17 protein-coding genes and 1 other annotated feature are annotated in these 16100 nt (G+C 36.1%); all 17 genes read right to left on the reverse strand.

The genetic code is table 11. The features are described 5' to 3' along the window. Positions 1–21: 21 nt before the first annotated feature. A complete protein-coding gene (rpsG, locus tag QMO72_RS11690; protein WP_042737969.1) occupies positions 22–492 on the reverse strand; it encodes a 30S ribosomal protein S7 in 471 nt (156 codons plus the stop codon). Between the two features lie 70 nt (positions 493–562). Next, on the reverse strand, positions 563–976 hold the full coding sequence (gene rpsL, locus QMO72_RS11695; protein ID WP_046837707.1) for a 30S ribosomal protein S12: 414 nt from the start codon (positions 974–976) through the stop codon (positions 563–565). Positions 977–1070: 94 nt separating this feature from the next. Further along, positions 1071–1325, reverse strand: coding sequence for a ribosomal L7Ae/L30e/S12e/Gadd45 family protein (locus tag QMO72_RS11700; RefSeq protein WP_046837706.1), 255 nt, complete (start codon positions 1323–1325; stop codon positions 1071–1073). 159 nt (positions 1326–1484) lie between these two features. Next, a complete protein-coding gene (rpoC, locus tag QMO72_RS11705; protein WP_199196637.1) occupies positions 1485–5081 on the reverse strand; it encodes a DNA-directed RNA polymerase subunit beta' in 3597 nt (1198 codons plus the stop codon). Positions 5082–5250: 169 nt separating this feature from the next. Next, complete coding sequence (gene rpoB, locus QMO72_RS11710; protein WP_069824863.1) at positions 5251–8802, reverse strand: DNA-directed RNA polymerase subunit beta; 3552 nt, start codon at positions 8800–8802, stop codon at positions 5251–5253. A gap of 199 nt (positions 8803–9001) precedes the next feature. Further along, positions 9002–9610 (reverse strand): class I SAM-dependent methyltransferase, encoded by a 609-nt coding sequence (locus QMO72_RS11715; RefSeq protein WP_103266075.1) that lies wholly within the window; start codon positions 9608–9610, stop codon positions 9002–9004. A gap of 259 nt (positions 9611–9869) precedes the next feature. Further along, positions 9870–10238 carry a 50S ribosomal protein L7/L12 gene (gene rplL / locus QMO72_RS11720; RefSeq protein ID WP_069824865.1) on the reverse strand — a complete coding sequence of 123 codons (369 nt, stop codon included), beginning with the start codon at positions 10236–10238 and terminating at the stop codon, positions 9870–9872. Between the two features lie 39 nt (positions 10239–10277). Beyond that, a complete protein-coding gene (rplJ, locus tag QMO72_RS11725) occupies positions 10278–10787 on the reverse strand; it encodes a 50S ribosomal protein L10 (RefSeq protein ID WP_103266074.1) in 510 nt (169 codons plus the stop codon). A gap of 76 nt (positions 10788–10863) precedes the next feature. Then, positions 10864–11012, reverse strand: a sequence feature (ribosomal protein L10 leader region). A 90-nt stretch (positions 11013–11102) separates the two neighbouring features. Continuing rightward, the gene (rplA, locus tag QMO72_RS11730; RefSeq protein ID WP_046837700.1) at positions 11103–11798 is read right to left on the reverse strand and encodes a 50S ribosomal protein L1; all 696 of its coding nucleotides are present in this window, start codon (positions 11796–11798) and stop codon (positions 11103–11105) included. Positions 11799–12026: 228 nt separating this feature from the next. Beyond that, positions 12027–12449, reverse strand: a complete 423-nt coding sequence (gene rplK / locus QMO72_RS11735) for a 50S ribosomal protein L11 (protein WP_046837699.1) — start codon at positions 12447–12449, stop codon at positions 12027–12029. Positions 12450–12638: 189 nt separating this feature from the next. After that, the gene (gene nusG / locus QMO72_RS11740) at positions 12639–13187 is read right to left on the reverse strand and encodes a transcription termination/antitermination protein NusG (RefSeq protein WP_046837698.1); all 549 of its coding nucleotides are present in this window, start codon (positions 13185–13187) and stop codon (positions 12639–12641) included. Positions 13188–13201: 14 nt separating this feature from the next. Further along, a complete protein-coding gene (secE, locus tag QMO72_RS11745) occupies positions 13202–13381 on the reverse strand; it encodes a preprotein translocase subunit SecE (RefSeq protein WP_002484168.1) in 180 nt (59 codons plus the stop codon). A 133-nt stretch (positions 13382–13514) separates the two neighbouring features. After that, positions 13515–13658 (reverse strand): 50S ribosomal protein L33, encoded by a 144-nt coding sequence (gene rpmG, locus QMO72_RS11750; protein WP_073505020.1) that lies wholly within the window; start codon positions 13656–13658, stop codon positions 13515–13517. A 137-nt stretch (positions 13659–13795) separates the two neighbouring features. Beyond that, a complete protein-coding gene (locus tag QMO72_RS11755; RefSeq protein WP_103266110.1) occupies positions 13796–14362 on the reverse strand; it encodes a sigma-70 family RNA polymerase sigma factor in 567 nt (188 codons plus the stop codon). 69 nt (positions 14363–14431) lie between these two features. Then, the gene (locus QMO72_RS11760) at positions 14432–14959 is read right to left on the reverse strand and encodes an NYN domain-containing protein (protein ID WP_069824867.1); all 528 of its coding nucleotides are present in this window, start codon (positions 14957–14959) and stop codon (positions 14432–14434) included. Further along, positions 14956–15705 (reverse strand): 23S rRNA (guanosine(2251)-2'-O)-methyltransferase RlmB, encoded by a 750-nt coding sequence (gene rlmB, locus QMO72_RS11765; protein ID WP_103266073.1) that lies wholly within the window; start codon positions 15703–15705, stop codon positions 14956–14958. The genes QMO72_RS11760 and rlmB overlap by 4 nt, the downstream gene beginning before the upstream one ends. A 4-nt stretch (positions 15706–15709) precedes the next feature. Beyond that, a complete protein-coding gene (locus tag QMO72_RS11770; protein WP_069824869.1) occupies positions 15710–16099 on the reverse strand; it encodes a Mini-ribonuclease 3 in 390 nt (129 codons plus the stop codon). Position 16100 lies beyond the last annotated feature (1 nt).

Below are 16100 nucleotides of genomic sequence, written 5' to 3' on the forward strand. Positions count from 1 at the left end.
CTCAGGGAGAAAGCTTCTATCCTACCAACGATAGTGAGCGAATGCTTTATTTGCTTCAGCCATTTTGTGAGTGTCTTCACGTTTCTTAACTGCACCACCAGTGTTGTTAGCTGCATCTAAGATTTCGTTAGCTAAACGTTCTTCCATAGTTTTTTCACCACGAAGACGCGCATAGTTAACTAACCAACGAAGACCTAATGTTGTACGACGTTCTGGACGAACTTCAACTGGTACTTGATAGTTAGAACCACCTACACGGCGAGCTTTAACTTCTAATACAGGCATGATGTTGTCGATAGCTTCTTCAAATACTTCTACAGCTTCACGACCACTACGTTCTTGAACTAGGTCGAAGGCAGAATAAAGAATTCTTTGAGCTGTTCCACGTTTACCATCTAACATGATTTTGTTAATCAATTTTGTAACTAATTTTGAGTTATGAATTGGATCCGGTAATACGTCTCTTTTTGGTACTGATCCTTTACGAGGCATAATGTAAATCCTCCCTTCCTATTATAATATATTTTCAATTTTCAATGCGAAAATTTACGCAATCTTAACCTTATTTTTTAGGTCTTTTAGTTCCGTATAATGAACGGCCTTGTCTACGTCCATCAACACCTGAAGTATCAAGTGCACCACGTACGATGTGGTAACGTACACCAGGTAAATCTTTTACACGTCCACCACGTACAAGTACAACACTGTGTTCTTGTAAGTTATGTCCGATACCAGGGATATACGCATTGATTTCGATATTGTTAGACAAACGTACACGAGCATATTTACGTAACGCTGAGTTAGGTTTTTTAGGTGTCATTGTACCTACACGAGTACAAACGCCACGTTTTTGTGGAGAGTTCAAAGTAGTAAATTTCTTCTGTTTACTATTGAAGTTTCTGTTTAATGCTGGTGAATCAGATTTTTTTGATTTGCTTTGTCTTGGTTTACGTACCAATTGATTAATAGTTGGCATTGAATGTTCCTCCTCTCTTGATTTATAATCCCACACATCCAGGTGGTTCATTTTAAGGGTAAATAAAATTTAGTAAGAATTATTCTTACTAATCTCATTTCAATAATGCAACAATTGTTGCACTAACGTTTATACCTACATATTCTCCTAAAGCTTTCTTGCTTTCGAAAAATGAAACAGGTATGGGTTTGTGATTGATTTGGCTTAACACGCGAGTCAATAAATGAACTTCAACGTCCTCAGCGATAATCAATGATGTAACTTGATCTTTATTCAAAGCTTTGAGCGTTTGTTTAAGACCAATAACATGATGTTGTTTGTTAAAGCGTGCAACTTTTTCATTAGACATCAAAATATCCTCCAAAGCTCTGCTTGCATCAACCTTAACAATAATAACATCTTAGTTACCTTTGAGTCAACTTCTATTGCTATTATTTTTGAAAAAAATTAAAAAAACAAGTGACCGAAATATATTATTTCGATCACATTGTTTGTGCACTTACTGAAATTATACTTCAGTTGTTTGAATTTCTTCAGAAACTGTTTGTTCAGGTGCTTTTTTATCGTATTTAACGTCTCTGTAACGTCTCATACCAGTACCAGCTGGAATTAATTTACCGATGATAACATTCTCTTTAAGACCGAGTAAGTCATCACGTTTACCTTTAATTGCAGCATCAGTAAGTACACGCGTTGTTTCTTGGAACGAAGCTGCTGATAAGAAACTTTCTGTTTCAAGAGACGCTTTTGTAATACCTAATAATACCGGTTTAGCTGTTGCAGGGCGTTTACGCTCTTTAAATGCTTCACGGTTTGCATCAGTAAAGTTGTGAATATCTACTAATGAACCTGGAAGTAACTTAGTATCTCCAGCTTCAATGATACGTACTTTACGTAACATTTGTCTTACCATAACCTCAACGTGTTTATCATCAATTTCCACACCTTGCATACGGTAAACTTTTTGAACTTCTTTTAGTAAATAACTTTCTGTTGCATTCAAACCTGAAACTGATAAATAGTTCTTAGGCTCGATAGAACCTTCAGTTAGAACTTCACCGCGTTCGACGCTTTGACCAATTTCAACTTTCAATCTTGATGTACCTGAAGCAAGGTATGATCTTGATTCATTTGCACCTTTAATAACGATTTCTTGTTGACGGTCTTTCGCAAGTTTGATGTCATCTACGACACCTTCGATTTCAGTAATCACTGCTTGACCTTTAGGGTTACGTGCTTCGAAAATCTCTTGGATACGTGGAAGACCTTGTGTGATATCACTACCTGCTACACCACCTGTATGGAATGTACGCATTGTAAGCTGTGTACCTGGCTCACCAATTGATTGGGCAGCAATTGTACCAACTGCTTCACCAACTTCAACTTTTTCACCAGTTGCAAGGTTTTTACCATAACATTTTTCACATACACCATGACGTGTATTACATGTAAATGCTGAGCGAATATACATTTGTTCAAAACCAGCATCCGTAATTTGTTTCGCTATTTCTGCAGTAATTAATTCATCTGGTTTGATGATAATTTCATCAGTTTCTGGATGACGAACTGTTTCTTTAGAATAACGACCTTCGATACGCTCGATAAATGGTTCAATCATTTCTGTACCCTCTTTGATATCAGAAACTAATAAACCACGGTCAGTTCCACAATCTTCTTCACGTACGATAACATCTTGTGCAACGTCAACAAGACGACGAGTAAGGTAACCTGAATCGGCAGTTTTAAGTGCTGTATCGGCAAGACCTTTACGCGCACCATGGGTAGAGATGAAGTACTCTAACACCGTTAAACCTTCACGGAAAGAAGATGTGATTGGTAATTCTATAATCTTACCTGATGGTGCTGCCATTAGTCCACGCATACCAGCTAACTGTGTAAAGTTAGATGCGTTACCACGGGCACCGGAATCACTCATCATAAAGATTGGGTTGGTTTTATCAAGTGATTGCATTAATTCACCTTGAATTTGATCTTTAGCAGCTGTCCAAGTTTCAACTACTGCGTTATAACGTTCAAATTCAGTGATTAAACCACGGTTAAATTGTTTAGTTATATTATCAACAATTTTTTCATGCTCGTCTAAGATATCTTTTTTATCTGGTAAAACCACGATATCAGATACACCAACAGTGATACCTGCTTTAGATGAGAATTTGAAACCTAAGTCTTTCATTCTATCTAACATCATAGACGTATCTGTAATGCTGAAACGGTTAAATACTTCAGCAATGATATTACCTAAGAATTTTTTATTAAATGGTTCAATTAACGGCGCTTGATCGAAGTAGGCTTTCAATCCATCTTCTCCAAGTTCAGTTGCAGTAACAAAGTATTTATCAGGTGTTACACCTTCTAAATTGGCTTGAGTTGGTTCGTTAATATAAGCAAATGACTCTGGAATGATTTCATTGAATATTACTTTACCAACAGAAGTTAATAAGATTTTTTTGTTTTGCTCTTCAGTGAACGTTGGATTGTTGAATGAACCCGCATGAACACCAATACGAGAATGTAAGTGAACATAACCATTAGCATAAGCTTTTAATACTTCGTTCGTATCATTGTAAATTGTACCAGTATTGACTGAATCTTTACGCTCTAAAGTAAGGTAATAGTTACCAAGTACCATATCTTGTGATGGCGTAACAACTGGTTTACCGTCTTTAGGGTTCAAGATATTTTGTGCAGCTAACATTAACATACGTGCTTCAGCTTGCGCTTCTTTAGATAACGGTACATGGACAGCCATTTGGTCACCATCAAAGTCCGCGTTGTAAGCTGTTGTTACAAGTGGATGTAGACGTATTGCACGCCCTTCAACTAATGTTGGTTCAAATGCCTGGATACCTAATCTGTGAAGTGTAGGTGCACGGTTTAAAAGTACTGGGTGTTCACGAATAACATCTTCTAATACATCCCAAACTTCATCATCCATACGCTCTATCTTACTCTTAGCATTTTTAATGTTAGTAGCAATTTCACGTTGTACAAGTTCTTTCATAATGAAAGGTTTGAACAATTCAAGTGCCATTTCTTTAGGTAGACCACATTGATACATTTTCAAGCTTGGTCCAACTGCAATAACTGAACGACCTGAATAGTCAACACGTTTACCTAATAAGTTTTGACGGAAACGTCCTTGCTTACCTTTTAACATATGTGACAGTGATTTTAATGGACGGTTACCTGGTCCTGTTACCGGACGGCCACGACGACCATTATCGATAAGTGCATCAACAGCTTCTTGTAACATACGTTTTTCATTTTGAACTATGATGCCAGGAGCACCTAAGTCTAATAAACGTTTTAAACGATTGTTACGGTTAATAACACGACGATATAAATCATTTAAATCACTTGTAGCAAAACGTCCACCATCTAATTGAACCATTGGTCTAATTTCAGGCGGGATAATTGGAAGTACATCTAAAATCATCCACGCTGGATTATTTCCAGAATGTCTGAATGACTCAACTACCTCTAAACGTTTGATTGCACGAGTAAGTCTTTGACCTGTTGCAGACTCTAACTCATCACGTAATGATTTAAGTTCAGCATCTAAGTCTATTTCTTCAAGTAATTCTTTAATACCTTCAGCACCCATTTTAGCCGTGAATTGGCCCGGGAACTTGTCGTAATAGTCTCTGAATTCTGCTTCAGATAACAATGTCTTTTGTTCTAATCCAGTTGGACCTGGTTTAACAACAACATAAGAAGCGAAATAAATAACTTCTTCTAATGCTCTTGGAGACATGTCTAATAATAGACCCATACGACTTGGAATACCTTTGAAGTACCAAATGTGTGATACTGGTGCAGCTAATTCAATGTGTCCCATTCTTTCGCGGCGCACTTTAGATTTAGTTACCTCAACTCCACATCTGTCACAAACCATACCTTTATAACGTACACGTTTGTATTTACCACAACTACATTCCCAATCTTTTGTAGGTCCGAATATTCTTTCACAGAAAAGACCATCTTTTTCTGGTTTTAAAGTACGATAGTTAATTGTTTCTGGCTTTTTAACCTCACCAAAAGACCATGAACGGATTTTTTCAGGTGAAGCAAGTCCTATTTTCATATAATGGAAATTATTTACATCAATCAAGGAGCCTACCTCCTTCAATTTAGATTAGCTGTGCAAATTGATTGATTGCTCTATATCAATAAATGGAATAACCAATATTGAGATGATTACAGTCGTGTAATACACCTCAATTTGGTTTATACCCTTATAAACTTAAATGCGATTAGTCAGTGATTTCTTTTTGTGATTCTGGAGCGTCTTTTTGTTGAAGATCTACTTTACGTTCAACAACTTCTTCTTCTTCTGTATCGTGCATGTCAATTTCATTGTCATGTTCGTCCATAATCTTAACGTCTAATCCTAAACTTTGTAATTCTTTCATCAATACTCTGAATGACTCTGGAACACCAGGTTTAGCAATATTCTCACCTTTAACAATAGCTTCGTATGTCTTAACACGACCTACCGTATCATCAGATTTATAAGTTAAGATTTCTTGAAGTGTATATGCGGCACCGTAAGCTTCAAGTGCCCATACTTCCATCTCACCGAAACGTTGTCCACCAAATTGTGCTTTACCACCAAGTGGTTGTTGCGTAACGAGTGAGTATGGTCCAGTTGAACGTGCGTGTAATTTATCATCAACCATGTGTGCAAGTTTCAGCATGTACATAACGCCGACTGAAATTCGGTTATCGAACGGTTCACCCGTACGACCGTCATATAATACTGTCTTACCGTCACGAGCCATACCAGCTTCTTCAATAGTTGACCATACATCTTCATCACTGGCACCATCAAATACTGGTGATGCTACGTGAATACCTAAGTTTTTAGCAGCCATACCTAAGTGTAGCTCTAATACTTGTCCGATATTCATACGTGATGGAACACCAAGTGGATTCAACATGATGTCAATTGGTGTACCGTCTGGTAAATAAGGCATATCTTCTTCTGGAACAATCTTAGAAATGACACCTTTGTTACCATGACGACCACACATTTTGTCACCGACATGTATTTTACGTTTTTGAACAATATATACACGTACGAGTTGGTTTACACCTGGAGATAATGTATCGTCTCCTTCTTCACGGTTAAAGACTTTAACATCTAGAACAATTCCGCCTGCACCATGTGGTACACGTAATGATGTATCGCGAACTTCACGTGCTTTTTCACCGAAGATTGCGTGTAATAAACGTTCTTCTGCAGTTAATTCAGTTACACCTTTAGGTGTTACTTTACCAACTAAGATATCGCCATCATTAACTTCAGCACCGACGTATATAATACCACGGTCATCCAAGTTTTTAAGTGCGCTATCTGAAACATTAGGAATATCACGCGTGATTTCTTCAGGTCCTAGTTTAGTATCACGTGCTTCAGATTCATATTCTTCGATATGAATAGAAGTATAAACGTCATCTTTAACTAAGCGCTCACTCATGATTACAGCATCCTCATAGTTATAACCATCCCAAGTCATGAAACCAACCACTACGTTTCTACCTAGTGCCATTTCACCAAGTTCCATTGACGGACCATCAGCTAAAATTTCGCCTTTAGTCACTACGTCTCCAGCACTTACAATTGGTCTTTGGTTATAACAAGTACCAGTATTTGAACGTTTGAATTTCGCTAATGGATAACGATCCAATTCGCCTTCGTATTCTTGACCGTCTTCTTCAATAAGTTGACGAACAAGGATTTCATTAGATTCAACGTGTTCAACACGGCCTTTGCGTTTAACTACTACTGCTGCACCAGAATCACGTGCTGCCACGTGCTCCATTCCAGTACCTACAAAAGGTGATTCCGGATTCATCAATGGCACTGCTTGACGTTGCATGTTTGCACCCATTAAAGCACGGTTAGAGTCATCGTTTTCTAAGAAAGGAATACATGCTGTCGCAGCTGAAACAACTTGTTTAGGCGATACATCCATATAATCCATTTTTTCTTTAGCCATAACAGTGTTATTACCACGGAAACGACATACAACTTCATCATCTACGAAACGACCATTTTCATCTAAAACAGAGTTTGCTTGTGCTACTACATAGCTGTCTTCTTCGTCAGCAGTTAAGTAATCAATTTTGTCTGTGATAGAATGTGTTTCAAGATCAACTTTACGATATGGTGTTTCAATGAAACCAAATTCATTTACACGCGCATAACTTGATAAAGAGTTGATAAGTCCAATGTTTGGTCCCTCTGGTGTTTCAATTGGACACATACGGCCATAGTGAGAGTAGTGAACGTCACGTACTTCCATTTGAGCACGCTCACGTGTTAAACCACCCGGTCCTAATGCTGATAAACGACGTTTATGTGTTAACTCAGCTAATGGATTCGCTTGGTCCATGAATTGTGATAATTGAGAACTACCAAAGAATTCTTTGATTGATGCAATAACAGGACGAATATTGATTAATTGTTGTGGCGTGATTGATTCTGTGTCTTGAATTGACATTCTTTCACGTACAACACGTTCCATTCTTGATAAACCAATACGGAATTGATTTTGTAACAATTCACCTACTGAACGTAAACGACGGTTACCTAAATGGTCAATATCATCTGTAAAGCCAATACCGCTTAATAAGTTAAAGAAGTAAGACATAGACGCAATAATATCTGCTGGTGTAATACATTTCACTTCTGTATCTGGAAGTGCATTACCAATTACTGTTGTTGTACGTTCTTCTTCGTCATTCGGAACGTAAACTTTAATTGATTGTATTTCAACAGGTTCGTCAATAACACTGCCTTCTAACTCAAACACTTCACTGTTAGCATTAGCTTCTAATACGTCCATAATTTCATCTAAGTTACGACGATCTAGGACTGTACCTTCTTCTGCAACAATTTCGCCTGTCTCAGTATTAACAATAGGTTCTGCTAATTTTTGATTAAACAAACGATGTTTTAAATGAAGTTTTTTATTAGCTTTATAACGACCTACACTTGCTAAGTCATAACGTTTCGGATCAAAGAAACGTGAGTATAAAAGACTTTTAGCATTTTCAACTGTAGGTGGTTCACCAGGGCGTAAACGCTCATAGATTTCTAATAATGCTTGATCAGTAGTTTCAGTACCATCTTTTTCTAATGTATTACGTAAGTATTCACTTTCACCTAATAAATCAACAATTTCTTGATCAGTAGAGAAACCTAAAGCACGTAATAATACAGTTAATGGTAATTTTCTTGTTCTATCAATACGTACATAAACAACATCTTTAGCATCAGTTTCATATTCTAACCATGCACCACGGTTAGGAATAATTGTTGCATCGAAGTTTGTACGACCGTTTTTATCTAGTTTTTCATTGAAGTATACAGATGGTGAACGAACTAATTGTGATACGATAACACGTTCAGCACCGTTAATTACGAATGTACCTGTATCTGTCATTAATGGGAAATCACCCATAAACACTTCTTGCTCTTTCACTTCGCCAGTTTCTTTGATGATTAGACGTACTTTCACACGTAAAGGCGCAGCATACGTTGTATCACGGTTTTTCGATTCTTCTAAATCATATTTCGGTTCTCCGAGTCTATAATCTACAAACTCTAAAGAAAGATTGCCTGTGAAATCTTCAATCGGAGAAATGTCTCTAAACATTTCTAATAAACCTTCTTCTAAGAACCAATCGTAAGACTTAGTCTGAATCTCAATTAAATTCGGTAATTCTAATACCTCTGAAATTCTCGCATAGTTTCTACGTTTACGATGTCTTCCATATTGGACAAATTGACCTGCCAAACAGATTCACCCCTCAAAAATTGTGTGTTTACTTTTACTGAAATACCAAATATAATTAGACAAAAAGAAAACGGTAGCACACCTGATGACACCATTTTCTATTCTATCTTATATACTATGTTAATTCGTACGTAAAAGTACACACTTATTGAACATAAATTTTTACATTCTATAACTATATCAGAAGCCAGCTCTTAATTCAACCTTTTACACTTCTTAAAATGTAATAGCCTTTACTTTTTTCTAATACTTCCACGTTATTAAATGTGTCTTGCATTTTTTGTTTTGCAGACGGCATACCTTGTTTTTTTTGAATTACAACACAAAGTGCACCACCATCTTTCAACTTTTCATAAGCATCTACTAAAATGCTATGAACAACTGTTTTTCCTGCTCTAATCGGTGGATTAGTAAGCACAAAATCATAAGCGTTATTTTCTACCTGTGATAAACCATCACTTTCTTTGATTTCCACATTTTCTATTTGGTTCTTTTTTTTGTTTTTTCTAGATAATGATAATGCACGTTGGTTAATATCAACCATCATTACTTCGTGATGTGGGGAAACTTTAGCAATCATTAAACCAATAGGACCATAGCCACAACCAACATCTATGATATTTTTCGTAGGACCTGGGGGATATGTTTTCAAAAAAGTTTTCACTAATAAATCGGACCCAAAGTCTATTTTCCCTTTTGAAAATACACCCGCATCTGATATTAGTTCTAAATTATGGTTATCGTAGGAGTATGTAAAAAGCGACTCATCACTTTCTACTTCAGGATTCTCATCATAATAGTGACTCATGACTACACCTCTTTTAATCTTATTCGTTTAGATTAATACTATACCCAATTTGATAAGTAAAATAGTTATAAAACTAGGACTTGCTTTACTAGATATAGATCAAATAAGATAAAACCCCGTTATAGTGATAACGGGGTTTTCATTTCTCAAAGATTTCAGGTATTTTTATCGACTTAAGATTAACGTACCGAAGCAGTTAATGTGTTAAATCATTTAAATAACCTTCAATATATAATTATTAACTGTTAGCCAGCAAGAATTATTTTAATTCTACTGTAGCGCCAACTTCTTCTAATTGTTCTTTAAGTTTTTCAGCATCATCTTTAGATAAAGCTTCTTTAACTACTTTAGGAGCTCCGTCTACTAATTCTTTAGCGTCTTTTAATCCTAAACCAGTTGCTTCTTTAACTGCTTTAACAACTTTGATCTTAGAAGATCCAGCTGAAGTTAATTCAACATCGAATTCAGTTTGTTCAGCTGCTGCGTCTGCGCCGCCAGCTGCACCTGCTGCTGCTACTGGAGCTGCTGCAGTTACACCAAATTCTTCTTCAATTGCTTTTACTAAGTCGTTTAATTCTAAAACTGACATTTCTTTAATTGCTTCAATGATTTGTTCATGATTAGCCATTTTAATATTCCTCCATTAATTTTTAATAGTTATGCGCAATTATTCAGCGCTTTCTTCGTTTTGTTCTTTTTCTTCTCCAACAGCTTTAACCGCATAAGCGAAGTTGCGTACTGGAGCTTGTAATACTGATAAAAGCATAGAAACAAGACCGTCATGTGATGGTAATGTACCAACAGTATTAACTTCTTCTGCTGAGATAGCACTGCCTTCCATAACACCAACTTTAATTTCTAAAGCTTCATGTTCTTTTGCAAATCCTGCAATAACTTTTGCTGGAGCAACAACATCTTCAGTTGATGTTGCAACCGCTGTAGGACCTACTAAGAATTCATCTAATCCGTCAATACCAGCTTTTTCAGCTGCACGGCGAACCATTGTGTTTTTGTATACTTTATACTCAACACCAGCTTCACGTAATTGTGAACGTAATTCAGTTACTTCAGCAACGCTAAGACCACGATAGTCAACGATAACTGTAGATACTGAGTTTTTAAGTTGTTCAGCAATAATATCAACTTCTTGTTTTTTTGCATCGATGATAGCAGACATTTAGACACCTCCATTGATTTTAATTTGGTGCTTTTAATCTTGAAACATTGCCATGCAGTGTAAACTATATGCTCAACGCTCAATAAAAAAAGCACTTTCTACCCGTGGCAAAAAGTGCTTGAAAGATCTGAAATCTTCACGTTCAAGTCAATTTTAGCCTCGGCAGGATTTTACTTTTAAGTTATCTCTAACTCCTACTGTCTTAGGTAAAATAATACATTAACCAATATAACTGGTCTCATGTATTATGTCAATATTTTATTTAAAGACTGAAGCATTATATCTTCAGACTTTAGTTTTATTTAATTTTAAAAATTAAAGTTTGAAACTTGAAGTATCAACTTTAACTCCAGGACCCATTGTTGTTGTAACAGTAACGGATTTGAAGTAAGTACCTTTAGCTGATGATGGTTTCGCTTTTAATAAAACGTCTTGTAACGTTCTGAAGTTTTCAACAAGTTTGTCAGTATCAAATGATGTTTTACCAATTGATGCATGAACAATACCTGATTTTTCAGCACGGTATTCAACTTTACCAGCTTTAATTTCTTCAACAGCTTTTTTAACGTCCATTGTAACTGTTCCAGTTTTAGGGTTTGGCATTAAACCTTTAGGTCCTAATACTCTACCTAATTTACCAACTTCGCCCATCATATCTGGTGTAGCTACTACAACATCAAAGTCGAACCAACCTTGTTGGATTTTTTCTACATATTCACCTTCACCGACAAAATCTGCACCTGCTGCTTCTGCTTCAGCTGCTTTGTCACCTTTTGCGAATACTAATACACGTTGTGATTTACCAGTACCATTTGGAAGCACTACTGCTCCACGGATTTGTTGGTCATTTTTACGAGTATCAATACCTAAACGGAATGCTACTTCAACTGAAGCGTCAAAGTTAGCGATACTTGTTTCTTTAGCTAATGCAACCGCTTCTTCAACATCGTATTGTTTTGTGCGGTCGATTTTACTAGCTACTTCTTGATATCTTTTGCTTTTTTTAGCCATTTCATGTTCCTCCTTTAGTGGTTTTAGCGGAATTTCCTCCCACGTTTACTTGTTTTCACAAGTTAAGAGCAGATGACAGTGAGGTTCAAAATTGTATTTTATCATAGGAACTAAATCCTAAATAAATGACATTTTCCCTCATACTACGACAATATTGAACGCTGTCATCATGTTTGTCATTTCCGTCATCTGCTACTTTGTCTATCTATGATTTCATTACTGTTATAATTATTGAACTGTGATTCCCATACTACGTGCAGTACCTTCGATAATACGCATAGCTGCTTCTTCGTCTGCAGCATTTAAATCTTGCATTTTTTGGTTTGCAATTTCACGTACTTGATCTTTAGTTACTGAAGCAACTTTGTTTTTATTAGGTTCGCCTGAACCTTTTTCAACGCCTGCTGCTTTTTTAAGTAATACTGGAGCCGGTGGTGTTTTTGTAATAAATGTAAATGAACGATCTTCATAAACACTGATTTCTACCGGAATGATTAAACCTGCGTCTTCTTGTGTACGTGCGTTGAATTCCTTACAGAATCCCATAATATTCACACCTGCTTGACCTAATGCTGGTCCAACTGGTGGTGCTGGGTTCGCTTTACCTGCAGGAATTTGTAATTTAACTACTTTTTCTACTTTTTTAGCCACGATGTGCACCTCCTTGATATCGTGATGTGGTCACAGGACTAAGTTTTGCCCTCCCACTCTTCTACATTTCGTGACGAAATGAACGCTCTAAAAGCGCGACCACAGTATTATAACACTAAATCGATTTATAAATCAATAGTTGATTTGTTATTTTCGAACTAATATTATATTTTTATTTCCTTTTTATTATTATAATTTTTCTACTTGATCAAATTCAACTTCTACTGGCGTTTCTCTACCAAACATGTCTACAAGAACTGTAAGTTTGAATTTTTCTACTTCAATTTCTTGAATTTCGCCTACTTGATTTGCAAATGGACCTGATTTAATTCTAACTTGTTCACCTAAATCAAGTTGAACATCAATTGTTTTTTCTTTCATGCCCATTTGTTTAAGGATGAAACGTGCCTCATCAGGAAGTAGTGGATTAGGTTTAGAACCAGCACCTGCTGAGCCAACAAATCCAGTAACACCAGGCGTATTTCTTACTATATACCATGATTCGTCAGTCATTACTAATTCAACCAAGACATAACCAGGGAATGTTTTTTTAGTTAAAGTTTTAGATTTACCATCTTTAACTTGTGTCTCTTCCTCTTCAGGTATTACAACTCTGAATATTTGTTCAGTCATATTCATAGATTCAACACGTTTTTCTAAATTCTTTTTAACTTTATTCTCATAACCAGAATAAGTATGCACAGCATACCAACGCTTTGCGCCAACTTCTTCAGACATGTCGTCACTCCTAACTATTTAATTAACTCTATAATTCTACCAATTCCTAAGTCTAAGGCATAGAAGAATACTAAGAAAAATACTACCGTAGCTACAACAATGACTGTGTATTTAAATAATTCTTCTTTCGTTGGCCAACTTGTCTTTTCCATTTCTGACTTAACGCCTTGGAAGAAATTTTCTTTTTTAGCCATTAACAAGACCTCCGTATTATTTCGTTATTCCTTATTTGCTTATTCCATACAACAAATCAAGCAAATACAATACTCTCAACTTAGTTGGAATGATATATTTACTCAACCGATCACACTAAATATGTCGTCTTAATTATTTCGATTCCTTATGCAACGTATGTGCATTACATCTTGGACAGTATTTTTTCAATTCCAATCTCGATGTAAGATTGCTTTGTTTCGGAATATTGTAATTTCTACTGCCACACACTTCACAGTTCATCGGTACTTTTTTCATTTGTCTTCACCTTACTCATTATAATACCAATCTACTATACATAACTTGTAAGTCAATTGTCAATCTTCGCTCATATAGTAAAGTGTACTGTTTTGTAATCATAGTACGTCATTTTTCATATTTCGTGGCTATGCCTATCACTTCAAATAACGTCTTATTTTCATTTTACAGCGCTGTATCGTATTGTAAACTACTTTGATTTTCACATTTAATATTTTCGCAATTTCTTGTGGTTTATATTCTTTCAAAATATAAACAATCACACTTTGTTCAAGCTCGGTCAACTTTTCTAACACACGGTGTAAGTCATTAGCAATTTCATCAGCTATGATCTGTTGCTCTGTTAAGTATACATTTGTCGCATATTGATACTTAACTTTGAACTCGTTCACTAATAATTCCTGTCGTTGCTGTGTATACACTTTCTTACGAAGATAGTCGTTTTTTACCGTTGTAATAACTCGATTCACATAATGCTCAAATGGTGTGCTTTTAGCGAAATCGAAACCACTGAGTACTCGTAATAATTTTAATAGCACTTCTTGACACAAATCTTCTTTATCATTCGGATGAATGGTAAAATGATTTAGCCTTTGTTTTATCATAGGTAAGACAGCCTCGATCATTTTAAGTGTTACTTGTGTACTGTTTAAATCGCGCGGTGTTCGTGAGGTAAGTTCGTTGTTGAGTAGACTTTCAAACATGACTTGTATCCTTTCCTTAAAAGTAAGCATAGGATACATAGTTGCACACCAAAAATCAAGACTACAATACTAGTGTTTGTGATTGTCACCGCGTCTTAATTTTTCAAATTCTTCAAGTATCTCATTTGACAGTTCTATGCGTGTACGTGGTTTTTGTTCATTAAAACCATCCAGCTCTTTTGATACTGATATTTCATTTTCTCTCAAATCTCTCCACATTTCTCTTGAAGAAACACGGTAAGCGCCCGCGCCAAATATTGCATGTTGTTCACTCATATCACTCGTTACAACCGTTATATGTCTCGTATGTTTATCATATAAATCATAAACATATCGTTCAATGTAACTGTCGGCAGTTTCTTTTTCTTTTGTAAATATCGTTTTAACCCCATGGTACATATATTCTGAATGCGCGCCGGATTGCTCATAAGCATCAAATACACAAACGACTTCATCTGCTATAACAGCATTGTAGTTTGCGATTGCAGTAAGTAATTGATCGCGCGCTTCTTCAAGATTATCCTTAGCTATGCGACTGAGTTCCTGCGACTGTCCAATCATATTATAACCATCAATGATTAAGTAACGATCTTTCATGTCTTATCTCCAATCTGGTGACGTTTACGATATACCTCGTACATCATTAAACTAGCAGCAACAGAAGCATTAAGACTATTCACATGCCCAACCATTGGAATTTTAATATAGAAATCACATTTATCTTTAACTAAACGACTCATACCTTGCCCTTCACTTCCTATAACTATCGCTAGAGGCATTGCCGCATCCATTTCTCTATAATCTGTAGCATTTTCCGCTTCTGTACCAACTACCCAATATCCATTGTCTTTTAATTCTTCAATTGTTTGAGCAAGATTAGTTACCCGAATAACTGGCACATGCTCAATTGCCCCAGTGGAAGCTTTAACAACCGTTTGCGTCAGCGCTACTGAGCGTCTCTTAGGTATAATCACTCCATCGACACCAGAAGCATCTGCAGTTCTCAAAATAGACCCCAAATTATGAGGATCTTCTAAGCCGTCTAATATTAGGACCGTGGACAAGGCTTCTTTCGTCTTTTGTGAAGCTAAAAAATCATCAAATTCCGTATATTCATACGGAGCAATATACGCCGCAATGCCTTGATGTGGCGCATCTGACAAATTATCTATTTTTGATTTTGGTACTGATTGAACGATGATTTTATGACTATTTGCTAATTTTAAAATTTCATTTATTTGTCCCTTTTTAATAGTATCTTGTATTAAAATTTTATTAATAGTATGTCCTGAGACAATCGCCTCTTTTACTGCATGACGACCAACTATAACTATATCTTCCACAGTATCACTTCCTCTCATTTACATTTTGTATAATAGCCTCTAACAATGCCGATAGGCGGTCGTACTCTTTTTCTAAATATAAGAAACCAATGACCGCTTCTAGGCCTGAACTTTTTCTATATGTTTGTATGTCTGTATTTTTAGCTTTGGTATAACTTTTAGCATTTCTACCACGTCTAACAATATCCTGTTCGCTTTCACTGAACCAATTGTGCTCCATAAGATATTCGAGTGTTTGTGCCTGGCTTTTAGCTGAAACATAGCGCTTCGCTTCTTGGTGCAATCGATTAGGTTTCGCCTTTAGCTTCAACACAATATATTCTCTTACATGTTGATCTAATACAGCGTCACCCATATATGCCAATGTCAAAGGATTTAATAATTTATTGTCCATA

This window comes from Staphylococcus casei (assembly GCF_030294405.1).
GTDB classification, from domain to species: domain Bacteria; phylum Bacillota; class Bacilli; order Staphylococcales; family Staphylococcaceae; genus Staphylococcus; species Staphylococcus succinus.

Coding starts and splice junctions, on each gene's coding strand:
- rplL (WP_069824865.1), bottom strand. CDS start 10,238: ATGGCTAATCATGAACAAATCATTGAAGCAATTAAAGAAATGTCAGTT.
- QMO72_RS11715 (WP_103266075.1), bottom strand. CDS start 9,610: ATGAGTCACTATTATGATGAGAATCCTGAAGTAGAAAGTGATGAGTCG.
- rplJ (WP_103266074.1), bottom strand. CDS start 10,787: ATGTCTGCTATCATCGATGCAAAAAAACAAGAAGTTGATATTATTGCT.
- rpsG (WP_042737969.1), bottom strand. CDS start 492: ATGCCTCGTAAAGGATCAGTACCAAAAAGAGACGTATTACCGGATCCA.
- rplA (WP_046837700.1), bottom strand. CDS start 11,798: ATGGCTAAAAAAAGCAAAAGATATCAAGAAGTAGCTAGTAAAATCGAC.
- rpoC (WP_199196637.1), bottom strand. CDS start 5,081: ATGAAAATAGGACTTGCTTCACCTGAAAAAATCCGTTCATGGTCTTTT.
- QMO72_RS11700 (WP_046837706.1), bottom strand. CDS start 1,325: ATGTCTAATGAAAAAGTTGCACGCTTTAACAAACAACATCATGTTATT.
- secE (WP_002484168.1), bottom strand. CDS start 13,381: ATGGCTAAAAAAGAAAATTTCTTCCAAGGCGTTAAGTCAGAAATGGAA.
- rpsL (WP_046837707.1), bottom strand. CDS start 976: ATGCCAACTATTAATCAATTGGTACGTAAACCAAGACAAAGCAAATCA.
- QMO72_RS11760 (WP_069824867.1), bottom strand. CDS start 14,959: ATGAAAGATCGTTACTTAATCATTGATGGTTATAATATGATTGGACAG.
- rpmG (WP_073505020.1), bottom strand. CDS start 13,658: ATGAAAAAAGTACCGATGAACTGTGAAGTGTGTGGCAGTAGAAATTAC.
- QMO72_RS11770 (WP_069824869.1), bottom strand. CDS start 16,099: ATGGACAATAAATTATTAAATCCTTTGACATTGGCATATATGGGTGAC.
- nusG (WP_046837698.1), bottom strand. CDS start 13,187: ATGTCTGAAGAAGTTGGCGCAAAGCGTTGGTATGCTGTGCATACTTAT.
- QMO72_RS11755 (WP_103266110.1), bottom strand. CDS start 14,362: ATGTTTGAAAGTCTACTCAACAACGAACTTACCTCACGAACACCGCGC.